This is a genomic window from Streptomyces roseirectus (assembly GCF_014489635.1).
Classification (GTDB): domain Bacteria; phylum Actinomycetota; class Actinomycetes; order Streptomycetales; family Streptomycetaceae; genus Streptomyces; species Streptomyces roseirectus.
The window spans coordinates 6,016,927-6,032,586 of record NZ_CP060828.1 but is presented as its reverse complement, the minus strand read 5'-3'; the positions used below and the strand labels follow the sequence as shown (position 1 = coordinate 6,032,586).

Here is a 15,660-nt window from a genome sequence, read left to right as displayed (position 1 = left end):
TCACTCCCCCTTTCCGGTGCGCAGTTCGACGACGAGGCGGGAGTACGTGGCCTTGACCGGGTGGCTGGTGACGTCGGTGGAGCCCTGGAACCTGGCGCGCCGTGTGCCGGGCGGGAACCGCAGGGTCCCGTTCTCCACCTCGCAGCCCTCGACCGCCACGAGCTCGGCCCAGTCCAGCCTGGGACGGCCGCCGGAGCGCACGTCGAGTTGGGCGACCGGCACCATCGGGACGATCTCGTCGCCGCGCGGGATCTTCACCTCCGCGGTGATCCGCCACTCCCCCGCGTCGCCGATCGACGCTTCGAGACCGTCCAGCTCCGGCACCACCGGACCGGTCGGGACCTTGGCCTTCGGCTTCTTCTTCACGGTCAACGCGCTGCGGAGGGCTTCGCCGCCCTCGGTGGCGCCGCGCCTCGGTCGTGCGACCAGTTCCCTGACCGCGTTGTTGACCTCGGTGGTCAGCGCGTTGATCCGTCGGTACGCGGAGGGCGACCAGCGCAGGGTCAGCTCCTCCGTCTGCTTCCAGTTGTCGTGCTCGGGGGGTTCGGCCGCGCGCAGGAAGTCCTCGGCGTCCCGGGCGAAGGGGGTCGACTCCTCGACGGCCTCGCCCACGAGGACAACGGCCTGGAAGGGGTTGGTCCCGAGCGGAAGGTTCGGGACCGTCGCCCTCTTGACGGTCATACGGTTGCCTCGGAGCGAGTGCACCTGGTTCGGCCGCCCGTTCTTCTTCTGCTCGGCGTCGGTGGCGGAGTCGGTGACCAGCAGAACCGCCTGGTGCGTCCCGTGGCTTCCCCTGCCACCCCCGGACAGCGGGAGACTGAGGGGTACTCTCCGGGCCACCACCTGACCGGCCTCGGTGAACCGGTCCACGGTGGTTCCCTCGTAGTAGGCGCGCAGGGCACGGGTCCGGGAGGGTTGTTCGACGGACGGATCGATCTGCCGCTCCTCCTCGACGACCTCGCCGTTGCGCATCGCGCGGACGAAGACCTCCAGGAGGGGGAGTCTGCCGCCCCCGCCGGTCATCGCGGCCCAGAAGTCGCGTCCCAACGCCTCGACCAGCCGGCGGTGCATCCTGCCGATGTCGCGGGTGTCCTCGTCCCCGGCGTCCGCGTCCTTCTCGTCGTCCTCATGGAGTCCGGCCATGTCCTGCGCGCCGACGACGAGGAACGAGGTGCCCGGTTCGTCGCTCTCCCTGGTGAGGTGCAGACGCTCCACGGTCTTCTCGTCCGCCCACCAGGAACGGGCGACCTCGGCGTTGCGGGTGTCGGGGTCGGGGCGCCCGAACCAGGCGGGGCCCGCGTACGTCCTGCCGTCGACCTCCCGCCAGGGCAGTTCGAGTCGGCCGATGACCCGCCGCTCGGTACGTCCCTCGTGCGGCTCGGAGAGGGTGGAGTTGATGAGGACGAGACCGAGCGCGCTGGTGGCCCACAGGGTCGCCTTGCCGAGGCCGTACGAACCCCCCGCGCCGGGACCGGACTTCAGGCTCTCCAGCTGGCGCCTGACGACGGCGGCGAACTTGCCGTCCGCGTAGTCGTCGCCGGTGAGTCCGGACGCGTTGTAGTCGTCGACACGCAGCAGGATCAGTCGACCCTTCTCGTACATGTCGCGCACCCCGGCGTCGACGACCCGGCCGACCTTCTGGTGCGCGGCGGTCTCCGAGACGGCGGCGTAGTGCGGGAAGAGGTCGTTCCAGAGGATCGCGTCGCGGAAGTCGTCGAGGAACTTCCCCGTCAGCTCGTGCAGGGTGTAGCGGACCCTGACGGGACGGCCGGTCTCCTTGCGGCGCTCGTCGAGGCTGTTCTGGCAGGTCTCGCGGGCGAGGACCTGTACGTCGGCGTCGAAGGCGAAGGCCGCGGCGTTGCCGAGGTCCCGGCCGCCGTCGTCGTATCCGGGACGGTGGTACCAGGTGATCGGGAGGCCGGCCTGGGTGTCGGTGGTGCGGGTGTGCACCGTGCCGACGTCCGTGTTGAGCGCCCTGGCGATCTTCTCCATCACGGCCGGGCGGGGGGTCGACCTCCCGGTGATCCACGCGGAGACGGCGGCCCGGGTCAGTTCGAGTTCATCGGCCAGTTCGGCCTGGGTCTTCCCCGTGAGCTTGAGCTGACGGGCCAGCCACGGTCCGAACTCCTCACCTGTCTCCACGCGCCACCTGCTCTCCCCTCCGGCTCCCGTGCGGGCCGTGTGCTGTCAAGACCACGAGCTTAATTTGACACGAGAGATCACGTCAACCAACAGTTGATCGAGCCGACCGGTCGAGCCGCTTCAGTCGGGTACCCAACTTGTCCGAATATCTACATTTCACACCCGTAAGTCCATCTTGTTCGGCGAACTCGTAAACACGAACAGCAGTTCAGGTTGACGCCTGCGGCCGGTTGCCGTTCAATTCAGCGTGGCGGGACTTCTGCCCCGCTCGTGGAACTCGAAATCGAGGAAAACGGGCGGCCTTGGGAGAAGTGCGTCCAAAATCATCCACGGGGAGGCAGGCCGTCCACACGACATCCGACATCAGCGCTTTACGGCGCCACGTTTCCCAAAGGGACTGGCGACACGGGTCCGAGACCCGCTACGGTTTTTCAGGGGTAGAAGATCTCGGTTCCGAGAACAGCTATCCATGTTGGGGGCGTGCGCCCGGTGCACCCCTGTATCACTACGTCGACATGACAGGGGCGGGTTACTTCCATGGATGAGAACGACTTCGAGAACCTCTCCGGATTCATCGAACTCTCGGGCCGGGACAAGAGCGCCTTCATGCTCAGTGTCCAGACGGCGAAGACGAAGGCCGAATTGTTCGACATCCTCGAGCGCTTCCCCGAGGTGGTCGAGAAGCCGGACCTCGACCTGCCGGACGAGGAGCCGCCCTCGCCCTGACATCCTCGCAGGTCAGCGGCACACTACCACACGCCCACCGGCACGCACGTACAAAACCTCATAAAGCGAACGAGCACGGGCCGACTGCTGCAGAATGCACGAAAAAGTCGGCGGCCGGCCCGTTGCCCGACCCTTCGCTCGGACCTCGACACTCACGGGAGTGCGGAAGCAGTGTCCTCCTCACCGGTAATCCAGACAGTTCTCGAACAATCGTCCCGCGTTCTCGCGACCTATGCCGTGGACCCCGGTCTCGTGGCCGAGCACGCGAACGGGGAACGCCGTATCACACAGGGTGGATACGGCGACCGTCAGCTTTTCGAATTGGTGCAGAACGCGGCCGACGAAATCGCCGGCGAGCCCGGGGGGCGAGTTCAGGTCGTCCTCACGGAAAACCATCTGTACTGCGCGAACGAGGGAACCGAGGTGACTCCGGAAGGCGCGGAGACCATCCTCCGGATGAGCATGTCGAAAAAGCGCGGTGGCCAGATCGGGCGTTTCGGGGTCGGGGTGAAATCCGTTCTCGTGGTGACCGACACTCCGCAGTTCTTCAGCCGCTCCGGGAATTTCGGATTCGACCGCGCCTGGTCGTACGAGCAGATCAGGGCCGTGCCGGGCGTCATGGAACGGTACGGCGAGCGCTTCGACGCTCCCGTCCTGCGGATGGCCCGGCCCCTCGACGCGCAGGCGGAGCGCGCCACCGACCCGGTCCTGAACGAGCTGCTGACCTGGGCGACGACCGTCGTCCGCCTCCCCCTGCTCCCGAAGGCCGACGACCGGCTGGGCAAGGACATGCACGGCGGTCGGGCCAAGGACCACGGCGAGCCGCGTGAGGAGTTCCCGGTCGGCTTCCAGCTCTTCTCGCCGCACGTCGCGAAGGTGGTGCTGGAGGATCGCCGGCCCCGGCCCCTGGCGCGTCGGGTGCTCACCGCCCGGCAGGCCGGCGACCTGCACACCGTGGTCGAGGAGCGGACCGGCAAGGCCGCCTCCACCGACCGGTGGCGGGTGTTCACCACCCCCCACGAACCCGGTCCGGTGGCCCGCGCGGACGCCGGTGAGTTGCACGATCGAGTCTCGCTGGACCTCTCCTGGGCCGTCCCCGCCCTGGAGAAGGACCCGGAGAGCGGCCTGTACGTCAGCTCGCGGGCACGGGGTCGCGGCAAGTTCTGGTCCTTCTTCCCCACCAAGTACGAGATGTCGCTGAGCGGCATCCTCAACGGCGCCTGGAAGACAAATGAGGATCGACAGAACCTTTTGGACTCCTCCCCGTTCAACCAGGAGATGATCCGGGTGGCGGCGGAGTTGGTCGTCGACTCGCTCCCCGCGCTGGCTCCCGCCGAGGACCCGGGTGCCTACCTCCCGCTGCTGCCCGGCCGTGTGAAGGAGTCGATCAGCTGGGCCGACGAGTTCCTGACCCGCGAGATCTGGGCCCGCGCCGCCAACCGTCCGTCGCTGCCCGACCAGGACGGCGTCCTGCGCGTCCCCGCCGAGCTGAAGGTCCACCCGCGCCCCGAGAAGGACCTCAAGAGCCTGTCCCGTTGGCTGCGGATGTGGCACGAGTGCCCCGGGCGCCCCTCGAACTGGCTGCACCCGAGCGTCGAGGTGGACACCCTGCGCTCCGGAAAGGTCGAACACATCCTCAACGCGGCCGGGCACGAGCGGGCCGGCGTCCGCGAGTGGCTGGAGGCCCTGGTCGAGAGCGGCAGCGTCGAGGCGTCGAAGGCCGCCGTCCGCATCCTCGCGGACATGATCGAGGTCCGTCCCTCGCTCGCCGAGGAGGCCCGCAGGGCCCACATCGTCCTCACCGAGGAGCACGGCCTGGTCCCCCCCGTGCCCGGCAAGGTGTTCCGCCGCGCCGACCAGGGCGGTCTGCGCGAGTCCACGGTGTACGTCGTCGACGAACTCGCCCAGGACCCGTCGCTGGCCCACGCGCTCAACGTCCTCGGCATCCGGGAGGCCGACGCCGAGGGGCGGTTCGTCAGCGTGCTCGACCAGGGCTTCGAGCACTACGCCGGGTCGGACTGGGAACGGTTCTGGGAGCTGTTCCGCCAGGCCGGTGTCCGTCACCTGGCGCACAAGGTCCTGGAGCGGGTCCCCGACCCGCGCTCGACGCTCCGCGTCCGCACCGCCGCCGGGCAGTTCCGGCCGATCGAGGACTGCATGCTGCCGGGCACCGTGGTGACCGCGGAACGCGACCCGAGCGTCGCCGTCGACATGGGGTTCCACTCCGACGACGCGCCCTTCTTCGCCCAGGTCGGCCTGCGGGAACGGCCGGTCGGTGGGGTGCGCCCCGAGGTGGGCGAGCAGTGGTTCGAGGAGTACCGGGAGGCCGTCCACGCCGCCTACCTGCGCAACCTGGCCCCCAGCGCGCCGCGCCCCTCGCTGAGCCGGACGAAGTTCGAGGGCGCCGCGATCGGCGGCCCGCTCCACCTCTTCCGCGCGCTCTCCGAGGAGTCCCGCGCCGCCTTCCTGAAGGCGCTGCCCGACGACGCCGTGGTGGACAACTGGACGCTCCAGGTGGGCGCGCAGGCCGGCACCCGCAAGGCGGTGATCTCACCCATCCGCTGGCTGCTCAAGCAGTACGGCACCGTCTCCACCTCCCAGGGGATCAAGCCGCTCACGGAGGCCGTCGGGCCTCAGCTCGCCGGCTACCGCGACGTGCTGCCGGTCGCCGACCTCTCCCCCGAGAAGGCCCGCAAGCTGCGCCTGCCGACCACCGTCGACGAGGTCCCGGCCGACCGCTGGGTCACGCTCCTCGACGAGGTGTCCCGCAGCGAGGACGACACCTTCGTGGGCGCCACCTACGTGATGCTGACCCGGTTCGGCGCGGACTTCCCCGAGGACTCCCTGACCCGGTGCCGGATCGGGGACGCCTGGGGCACCCGCCCCGACGGCGAGATCACCGTCGCCGTCGGCACCGCCGAGTACCGGGCGCTGCGTGCCGAGCAGTTGCCCGCGCTGCTCGTGCCGACGACCGACGACGCCGAGCTGATGGTCGAGAAGTGGGGCATGCTCCGCTACTCCGACGTGATCAGCAAGGAGACCCGCGAGGTCCCGGAGGGCGAGCCCGTTCCGCTGGTCGAGTTGTACCCGGCCCTGCGGCAGCGGTTGAACGGCGCCAACCGCAACAGTCTGGTACAGCGGTGCGGCGAGCTGGAGGAGGTCACCCGGACCCCGAACGGCACGCACGCCTCTCCGTTGAAGTCCGTCCGGCAGGACAACACGGTGAAGGTCCGCGTGCCGCTGGCACCCGAGCCGATGCTGCGGCTGATCGACGCCGAGCTGGGGCTGGGGCTCGGGGCGGCGGGCTGCAAGGCCGTACTGGAGCAGCAGGAGCGCATGGAGCGGGACAGCTCGATGCGGGCCGCGCGGAAGGCCGTGCGCGACACCGAGGACGTGGTCGACAAGATCGAGCTCCTGATCGGTGCGGACGCGCTCCGCTCCGGGCTCCCCGAGGGGCTGATGGAGGCCGAGCTGCGGGCGACCGACGGCACGGAGCCGACGGGGCGCCGGATCGCGCAGATGGCGTTCAACGCGCACGGCGACGGCGTGCTCCAGCAGCACGCCCGGGACATCCAGGCCCGGTTCCCCGACGCGCCGGTCGGTTACACGGGTTCGGCGGCGGCCGTCGCGTTCGTCTCTGATCTGAGGCTGCCGGCCGCGTTCGCCGGATCGCGGACTCCGGCTCCGCCCTCGTCCGAGACCGTCGCGGGCCCCCGGGACTTCCCGAGCCTCCACACCTACCAGGAGGATCTGGTCCGCAACATCTCCACGATGCTCGACCGGTTGGCGCCGCAGCGCGGCATGCTCTCGCTGCCCACCGGCGCCGGCAAGACCCGGGTCACCGCCGAGGCCGTGATCCGCTGGGTCAAGCGCGTCGGCGACCTCAAGGGCCCCCTGCTGTGGATCGCCCAGACCGAGGAGCTGTGCGAACAGGCCGTGCAGAGCTGGAAGTTCGTCTGGAGCAAGGTCGGAGCGGAACGCCCGCTCACCATCAGCCGGCTCTGGAGCGGCAACGAGGTCGGGAACGTCGTCGATCACCCCCATCTCGTGGTCGCCACCGACGCGAAGCTGGAACGCTGTCTTGGCACCGACCAGTACGCGTGGCTGCGGCAGGCCGCGCTGGTGATCGTGGACGAGGCGCACTTCGCCATCTCCAAGCGATACACCCAGATCCTGGGGGAGTTGGGCCTGACCCAGTACGAGACCGGTCGGCATCTGCTGGGCCTGACCGCGACCCCGTTCCGCAACAGGAACGAGGACGAGACCCGCCGTCTGGTCACCCGCTTCGGCGACAGGCGTCTCGACGAGGGTGTCTTCCCCTCGGGCGACCCGTACCGCGACCTCCAGGAGTGGGGCATGCTCGCCCAGGTCGAGCACCGCACCCTGGAAGGCGGTCGGATCGAACTGACCCAGGACGAGAAGACCTACGCCGACCGCATGGCGATGCTCTCCCGAGCCGCCGAGCAACGACTCGCCGACGACCACGAGCGCAGCCGACGGATCGTCGACTCGGTGGCCGAACTGCCGGACGACTGGCCGACTTTGCTCTTCGCCACGTCCGTCGACAACGCCAAGTACCTGGCGGCCATGCTCAACGACCGGGGTGTGCCGTCCGCCGCCGTGGACTCGACGACCAGCGCGCAGGACCGCCGTACCCGTATCGAGAACTTCCGCAGCGGCCGCACCCGGGTGCTCACCAACTACGGTGTCCTCACCCAGGGTTTCGACGCTCCGGCGACCCGCGCGGTGGTCGTGGCCCGCCCGGTCTACAGCACCAACGTGTACCAGCAGATGATCGGCCGCGGCCTGCGCGGGCCCAAGAACGGCGGCAAGGAGAGCTGCCTGATCCTCAACGTCAGCGACAACATCGCCAACTTCGACACCCAGCTCGCCTTCACCCAGTTCGAGCACCTGTGGAGCCGCACGTGACCGACGCCTATCTCGACAGCCCACCGCTCACCGACGAGCAGCGGGCCGTGGTCGAGCAGCCCTGGGACGCGCGGGTGCTGGTCACGGCCGGGGCCGGGGCGGGGAAGACGCACACGCTGGTGCGTCGGCTGGACGCGCTGTGCGGGCACGAGGATCCCGAGGAGGCTCTGGAGGCCGCCGAGATCCTGGTGCTGACCTTCTCCCGGGCCGCCGCCCGTGAGTTGCGGGAGCGGATCGCCCGGCACGGGGAGCGTGCCCGGCGGGTGCGGGCGCAGACCTTCGACGCGTGGGCGTACGGGGTGCTCGTCCAGGCGTACCCGGACCGGGAGTGGGGCGCGGCGTCCTTCGACGAGCGGATCGGGGCGGCAGCCGAGGCGGTCGGGAAGGGCGCGCTGGAGGCCGGTGACGCGACGCCGCCCGCCCATGTGGTGATCGACGAGGTGCAGGACCTGTTGGGGGTGCGCCGGGAGCTGGTGGAGACGCTGCTCGACCGCTACCAGGAGACGTGCGGCTTCACCGTGGTCGGCGACGCCGCCCAGTCGGTCTACGGCTTCCAGATCGAGGACCCGGTCGAACGCGCCGACGAGACCGGCCGGTTCTTCGAGTGGCTGCGGTGCTCGTACCCCGACGACCTGGTGGAGCTGCGTCTCACCCGGAACTTCCGGGCGATCACGCCCGAGGCCCGGATCGCGTTGCCGTACGGCCCCCGCCTCCAGGAGGTCACCGACGCGGACGAGGCGGCGGAACTCTACGAGGAGTTGCGCGATCTGCTCCTGGAACCGGCGAACGGCATGGGCGACCTCACCGACGGCTTCGTGCTGGACGGGCTGCGCGACCTCACCGACACCTGCGCGATCCTCACCCGCGACAACCGCCAGGCCCTGGTGGTCTCCGGTCTGTTGTACGAGCACGGCGTCGAGCACCGGCTGCGGCGTCCCCTGGAGGAGCGGCCGGTGCCGTACTGGGTGGCGGAGCTGTTGCGCCGTACCGGGGCGACCGGTCTCACCGAGGACCGGTTCCGCGCCCTGCTGGCGGGGATCCCGCTGCCGTACGAGCCGAACGCGGACGCCCTGTGGACGGTGCTGCGGCGGGCCACGCGGTCGGCCGGGCGCGGGTTCCTCGACCTGGAGCGGTTGCGCGGGACGGTCGTCGACGGCAGATTCCCGGACGAGGCGGCCGACCCGGAGGCGGCGCGGATCGTCGTCTCCACCGTGCACCGGGCCAAGGGCCTGGAGTTCGACCGGGTGATCGTCCTGACCCCGCCGTCCGTCGCCGAGCTGCGCAAGCTGCACAAGGAGGAGTTGGACCTGCCGGCCGAGGCGCGGGCCCTGTACGTGGCGATGACGCGCGCCCGCCAGGACCTCTATCACGCGGCGCCGCCGGAGCCGCCGATCCTCAAGAGGGCGGGGGGCCGGAAGAACGGCCGCCGGTACGTGGGGGGGTGGCGGTCGTACGACCGGTTCGGCGTCGTCGCCGAGGCGGGTGACGTCTGCCGGGACACTCCGCCCGGTTCCGCGACCGACGCGCCGGCGACCCAGGCATACCTCCTCGAACGGGTGGGCCCCGGGTCGGAGGTGGTGCTGCGCAAGCGGCACGACATGCCGATGGGTGAGTTCCAGAGTCCGCCGTACGCGTTGACGCACGAGGGACGGGAGATCGGCGAGATGTCGGAGCGGTTCCGCGAGGAGTTGTTCCAGGTGCAGAAGGTGAACCGGGCGTGGGACCCGTGGTGGCCCGACGAGATCCACGGGCTGCGGGTCGACACCCTGGAGACCGTGTCGGGCGGTGTCGCCGCCGGTGCCAACGCGGGGCTCGGCGAGCGGGGCGTGTGGATCGTCCCCCGGCTCACCGGGATCGGAAGATTTCGACGGACGGACGACGAGGAGCGGGACGCATGACGCGGGTCACGGGCCGGCACGCCGAGCACTATCGGGTCCGGGACGAGGAACTGCTGGTGGGGCTCCGTCGCGAACTCCTCGGCCCGGCCCCGGACGCCGGGCCGGACGACCGGGACGAGGTCCTGACCCAGGACGCGCCGATCGACCGTTACCCGACCGGCGTGCTGTATCCCCGCGCGGCGGACGCGGCGGCGGCGCGACGGTTGGCGGAGGACGAGGCCGAGCACGACGGCCTGGACGACGAACCTCAGCGCGCGAAGGACGATGTCGAGGAGTCCGGCACCGCGCGGGAGGTCGGCGCGGCGCGGGCACGGCGTCCCTCGTCCATGGGGCTCACGTTCGCGGTGGCCCGGGGCACGCGGGCGATCGTGGTCGCGGCGCGCGCCGCCGTCTACGTGCCCACCGACGCGGAGGGCAGGCCGGTGCCGGCCCGGCGCGCCGAGGCCCGCACCACCTCCGACCAGCGGGAGCAGTGGCGGCGCCGGGAACTCGTCCTGCCCGAGCAGGAGATCGACGTGTCCGCGCCCGATCCCAGGTGGGAGAGGGAACTCGCCGACGGGGTCGCGCTGAGCGCCAACGTCCGCCGACCCGACCCGGTCACCGGCACGGTCACGATCACCGTCACCCTGGTCAACACCCACCGGGTCGGCGAGCGCGAGCTCCAGGACGCGTTCTCCCTGTTCCAGTGCGGGCTCACGGTCCGCGCGGCGAACGGTGCCTCCGTCTTCGTCGAACGCCCCGCCCCGGCGGGGTCCTCCGACGACGACGTCACCACCAGCCGGTTGCTGCACCGGCACGCCCCGACCTTCGCGGTCGGTCACGGCTGCGCCGCCGAGTGGGACTGGACGCCGCCGCCGATCGGTGTGACCGACACCGTCCTGGCCGCCGTCGCCGAGGTGCGCAGCGCGTTCGTGCCCTCCGTGGAGGTGCTGCTCACCGACTCCAACCCGGAGATCGACAGCTCGGCCCTGTCCATGCTCGGCCTGGCGGAGGGCGAGGACGCCGAGATCCTGGACGCGCTGCGGGGGCTCGCCACGGGCTACGAGAGGTGGATCGACCGCAAGGCGACCGAGGCGGACGCCCTGGCCGACACCCCGCACGGTGAGCCCGCCCTGGCGCAGGTGGCGGCGTGCCGTGAAGCGCTCGGCCGGATCCGGGAGGGCGTCGACCTGCTGGAGTCCGAGCCCGACCTGATGCGGGCGTTCCGCCTGGCGAACCGGGTGATGGCCGATCAGCGGGCCCGCAGCGTGTGGGTGAAGAACGGCCGCGCCGGCTCCCCCGACCCGGCCGCGGGCCGCTGGCGCCCCTTCCAGATCGCGTTCCTGCTGCTCTGTCTGGCGGGCATCGACGACCCCGAGCACCGCGACCGCGGGGTCTCCGACCTGTTGTGGTTCCCCACCGGCGGTGGCAAGACGGAGGCGTACCTGGGGCTGATCGCGCTCACCTCGTTCCTGCGCCGGATCCGCCGGGGCACGGCCGGCGGCGGCGTCACCGTCCTCATGCGCTACACCCTGCGGCTGCTCACGCTCCAACAGTTCGAGCGTGCCGCGATCCTGCTGTGCGCCATGGAGCGCATGCGTCGCGACCTGCCCGAGCTGGGCGGCGAGGAGTTCTCCGTCGGCATGTGGGTGGGGCGTTCGGCGACCCCCAACAAGCTGGCCGAGGCCGCGCGGAAGCTCGCCGAGCTGCACGGGGACCCCGGCAAGCGGCTCACCACCGAGAACCCCGTCCAGTTGCACGCCTGCCCCTGGTGCGGCACCCGCTTCGACGCCCGCGCGTACGAGGTCGACGAGGAGGCTCGGCGGATGCGCGTCCGCTGCCCCGGCGCCGGCTGCGACTTCGCCGACGGCCTGCCGGTCCACCTGATCGACGAGGCGGTGTACGACGCCCGTCCCACCCTCGTGATCGCCACCGTCGACAAGTTCGCCTCGATGCCGTGGCGCCCGGACACCGCCGCCCTGTTCAACCGTGACGACCCGAACGACCCCACTCCGCCGCCCGAGTTGATCGTCCAGGACGAACTCCACCTGATCTCGGGCCCGTTGGGGACACTCACCGGCCTGTACGAGACCGCCGTGGACGCGCTCGCGAACCGTCCCAAGGTGATCGCCTCCACGGCGACCATCCGCCGCGCCGCCGACCAGGGCCGGCACCTGTTCGCGCGTGAGGTGCGGCAGTTCCCGCCCGCCGGTCTGGACTCCCGCGACTCCTGGTTCGCCGTGGAGACCCCGCGCGAGGAGAAGTCGAGCCGCCGCTACGTCGGTCTCCTGGCCCCGGGCACGAGTCAGTCGACCCTGCTGATCCGGACGTACGCGACCCTCCTGCACCGGGCCCGGAACGCCGACACGGACGACGCGACGCGTGACGCGTACTGGAGCCTCGTCGGCTACTTCAACAGCCTCCGGCTGCTGTCCGCCGCCGAACTCCAGGTCCACGACGACGTGGTGGCCTACCTGGAACTGCTCGCCGAGCGCGAGGGGGTGCCCGTCCGTACCGTGGCCAACTACTCGGAGCTGACGAGTCGGGTCGACGCCAGCGAGATCCCCTCCCGGCTCAAGGGCATCGAGAGGCGGCTCCCCGACGAGGACACGGTGGACGTCCTCCTCGCCACCAACATGATCGCCGTGGGCGTCGACGTGGACCGGCTCGGTCTGATGGCCGTCATGGGCCAGCCGCAGACCACCGCCGAGTACATCCAGGCCACCAGCCGCGTCGGCCGCGCCCATCCCGGACTCGTCGCCGTCATGCTCAACGCGACCCGTTCCCGCGACCGCTCCCACTACGAGAACTTCGCGCACTTCCACTCGGCGCTGTACCGCGAGGTCGAGTCCACCTCGGTGACCCCCTTCTCGGCCCGCGCCCGTGAGCGGGGACTGCACGCGGTGATCGTCGCCCTGGCCCGGATCCTCGTCCCGGCCGCGCGGGAGAACGAGGCGGCGGGGCGGGTCGAGTCCTACGAGCACCTGCTGTACGAGGAGATCAAGCCGGTGCTGCTGGAGCGTGTCCGCGCGGTGACGCAGGAGGAGGCCGGCGCGGTGGCCCGCGCCTTCGACGAGTTCGTCGAGTGGTGGTGCGCCGAGGCCGACACCCACGGCAGCCTGCTCTTCGAACCCCGGCGGGGCAGTCGTGTCCCCTCGCTCCTGAAGTCGTACGACGACGAGTCCGCGGACGCCGAGGCATGGCCCACGCTGTGGAGCCTGCGCGACGTCGACGCCGAGTCCGCCCTGTTCATGGAGGCATCCCGATGACCCCGCCCCCCGCACGCCGCCGCCGGGCCGGCGCGAGCGACGCCGCGCCCGCCCGCAACCTGCCCCGCCGGGGCACGGTCCGGCGCGCGCAGGCGATCACCACGTACGGCGTGGGCTCGCTCGTGGCCGTCGACCAGGAGTCCTTCATCGTCTCCGGTCTCGACCGGGCCGACGAACAGTGGAGCGCGGACGAGGCCCCGGTGATCCACGAACGGCGTCTCGCCCGGCTCCTGGGCGTCCGGTACTTCCGGCTGCCGCCCGCGTCCGACGACACCAGCAGGGACGGCGTCCGAGTCCGCCGGTTCCCCCTGATGCACTCCTGCCCCGAGTGCGGCGACCTGCGCCGGCACCGCGACTTCAACCCGCCGCCCGGCAGGAGCGTCTGCGGCACGTGCGAGGTCGACCTCGTCCCGTCCCGTTTCGTGATCGCCTGCGAGGGGGGGCACTTGGACGAGTTCCCGTACCGGCAGTGGGTGCACCGCAGCACCGAGCGGGGCGCCACGATCGCCGGGCAGTGCGGCGGGATCCTCAAACTGCGTACGTCCGGCCGTAGTTCGTCGCTCCGGTCGATCCTCGTCTCGTGCACCTGTGGGGTGCCGGAGGTGTCGATGGAGGGGTCGTTCCGCAGAAACGCCCTCAAGGATCTGGGACTTCGCTGTCTCGGCGCCCGCCCCTGGCTCGGTACGTCCTTCTCCGACCTCAAGCCCTGCCCCCTGACCCCGCGCACCCTTCAGCGTGGCTCCTCGGCCGTGTGGCAGCCCGTGCTGAAGTCCGCGCTCTCCATCCCGCCGTGGAGCGACGGGCGGGCGGATCCGCTCGCGGAGCACTGGGACGTGCTTCGGAGTCTGGAGAGCCGTGTCGAGGTGGAGGCCGCCCTCAAGGTCGTCTTCAAGGGCGCGAGCCCGCTCTCGGCCGAAGAGGTGATGACGCTCCTCGCCGCGGAGCGCGAGGAGGACGCCCAGGGGGAGGCCGAGGTCACCTTCGACCACCGCTACCGGGCCCTGCGCGAGAAGGAGTACGAGCGACTGCGCGCGGGGAACGACGAGCGCGAGCGTTCCCACGAGGAGCAGTTCGTCTGCGAGACGCCGATCGGTGACCCGACCGTGCTCCGTCCCCTCGGCGTGACGGGCCCGATGCTGGTCAAGAAGCTTCGCGAGGTACGGGCTCTGGCGGCGTTCACCCGCCTCGCCGAGCCCGACACGACGACCGGATCGAACGAGGTCCCGCTCTCCGACACCACGCTGCCGTGGCTCCCCGCCATGCAGGTCCACGGCGAAGGGGTCTTCCTCCGCCTGGACGAGGAACGACTCGGCGCCTGGGAGAAGACGGACGCGGTGACGCACCGGGTCGAGAGGATGCGCGCCGCCCACCAGAAACTGCTGGAGCAGCGCGCGGGGGACACGGCTCCGATCCCCCTCTCCCCCGCCACCCCCCGCATGGTCCTGCTGCACACCCTGGCCCATGTCCTCGTCGACGAGTGGAGTCTGGAGGCGGGTTACCCGGCCGCCGCACTGCGCGAGCGCCTGTACGCCGCCGACGACATGGCGGGGGTCCTCGTCCACACCGCGACCAGCGACTCCGCGGGCAGCCTCGGCGGGCTCGTCGCCCAGGGCGAACCCGAGCGCCTGGCCCGGACGATCCGCTCGGCCGTCCGGCGCGCCGAGTGGTGCTCGTCCGACCCCCTCTGCGTCGAGTCCGAGGCGTCCGGCACCGGCGGCACCAACCTCGCCGCCTGTCACGCCTGCGTGATGCTCCCGGAGACGAGTTGTGAGCACAACAACGTCCTCCTCGACCGCGCGTTGCTCGTCGGGACGCCGGAGGATCCGGGCCTGGGGTTCTTCTCAGAGGTGGTCGAGGAACGTTGAGATCGCCTCGTGCAGTTCCTCCGGCCGGTCCAGGTGGACGTCGTGGCCGGCGTTCGGGATGGTGGTGAGGTGGGTTTCGGTGGGGCGGTGGGTGTGCATCGCGGTGAGTTGTGATGCGGGGGTGGAACCCTGTGCGCCCCGTACTACCAGGGTGGGACAGCGGAGGGTCGTCCAGGAGTCCCAGTAGGAGCGGGTGGCGGGGTCGTGGGCTGCTTCGATCATCTTCTCGGGGGTGATGCGGGGATGGCCGGTGCCGTCCGTGTGCCAGTCCAGGCCGTCGGCCCAGGAGGGGTGGCCGAAGAAGGTGACGGCGGATCGGTAGGAGGGGAAGGGGGTGGGCCAGGTGTCCAGCCAGGTCGCGATCTGGGTGGGGAGGTCGGGGGCGGCTGCGGCGGGGGTCGCTTCTATGAGGATCAGGGCCTTGACCGCGGAGGGGTGGGTCGCTGCCGTCAGGAGGGCGGTGAGGCCGCCCAGGGACTGGCCCACCAGGATCGCGGGGCGTGCTTTCAGGGTCGTCAGAACCGTGTGCGCGTCGGCCGCCGCCGCTTTTCTCGACATGTCCGGTGGGGTGCGGGTGCTGGCGCCGTGGCCTGCGGCGTCGTAGCGGATCACTCGGTGGCCGTCGGCCAGGAGGCGGGTGGTGAGGTCGTTCCATTCGCCCAAGTGGCCTGCCAGGCCGTGCAGGAGGAGGAACGGGGGGAGGAGGGGGTCGGGGTGTGGTGGGTGTTCGTCCTTGTAGGCGATGCGGGTGCCGGTGGAGGTGGTCAGGGTGCGGAGGGGGGCGGGGGCAGGTTCGGGGGCCGTCATGGTGTGGGATTCTTCCGGGGTGCGTCGGCTGCGGCCTGCGGTTCT

7 protein-coding genes are annotated in these 15,660 nt (G+C 70.9%); 5 read left to right on the top strand and 2 right to left on the bottom strand.

The features are described from left to right. A complete protein-coding gene (locus IAG44_RS25720; protein ID WP_187749437.1) occupies positions 1-2,142 on the bottom strand; it encodes a helix-turn-helix domain-containing protein in 2,142 nt (713 codons plus the stop codon). Between the two features lie 537 nt (positions 2,143-2,679). Between IAG44_RS25720 and IAG44_RS25715 the strand changes: the two genes are divergently transcribed. From IAG44_RS25715 to drmB, 5 genes are all read left to right on the top strand, one after another. Next, positions 2,680-2,868 carry a hypothetical protein gene (locus IAG44_RS25715; RefSeq protein ID WP_187749436.1) on the top strand — a complete coding sequence of 63 codons (189 nt, stop codon included), beginning with the start codon at positions 2,680-2,682 and terminating at the stop codon, positions 2,866-2,868. Positions 2,869-3,039: 171 nt separating this feature from the next. Then, positions 3,040-7,797 carry a DEAD/DEAH box helicase gene (locus tag IAG44_RS25710; RefSeq protein WP_187749435.1) on the top strand — a complete coding sequence of 1,586 codons (4,758 nt, stop codon included), beginning with the start codon at positions 3,040-3,042 and terminating at the stop codon, positions 7,795-7,797. Continuing rightward, complete coding sequence (locus IAG44_RS25705) at positions 7,794-9,695, top strand: UvrD-helicase domain-containing protein (RefSeq protein WP_187749434.1); 1,902 nt, start codon at positions 7,794-7,796, stop codon at positions 9,693-9,695. Before IAG44_RS25710 ends, IAG44_RS25705 begins: the two co-directional genes overlap by 4 nt. Beyond that, positions 9,692-12,943 (top strand): helicase-related protein, encoded by a 3,252-nt coding sequence (locus IAG44_RS25700; RefSeq protein WP_187749433.1) that lies wholly within the window; start codon positions 9,692-9,694, stop codon positions 12,941-12,943. Before IAG44_RS25705 ends, IAG44_RS25700 begins: the two co-directional genes overlap by 4 nt. Beyond that, a complete protein-coding gene (drmB, locus tag IAG44_RS25695) occupies positions 12,940-14,808 on the top strand; it encodes a DUF1998 domain-containing protein (RefSeq protein ID WP_187749432.1) in 1,869 nt (622 codons plus the stop codon). The genes IAG44_RS25700 and drmB overlap by 4 nt, the downstream gene beginning before the upstream one ends. On the opposite strand, the gene IAG44_RS25690 is transcribed toward drmB, so the two are convergent. Then, positions 14,785-15,615: an alpha/beta hydrolase gene (locus tag IAG44_RS25690; RefSeq protein WP_187749431.1), complete on the bottom strand. Its 831-nt coding sequence runs from the start codon at positions 15,613-15,615 to the stop codon at positions 14,785-14,787. The two genes, drmB and IAG44_RS25690, sit on opposite strands and share 24 nt — an antisense overlap. Positions 15,616-15,660: the final 45 nt, after the last annotated feature.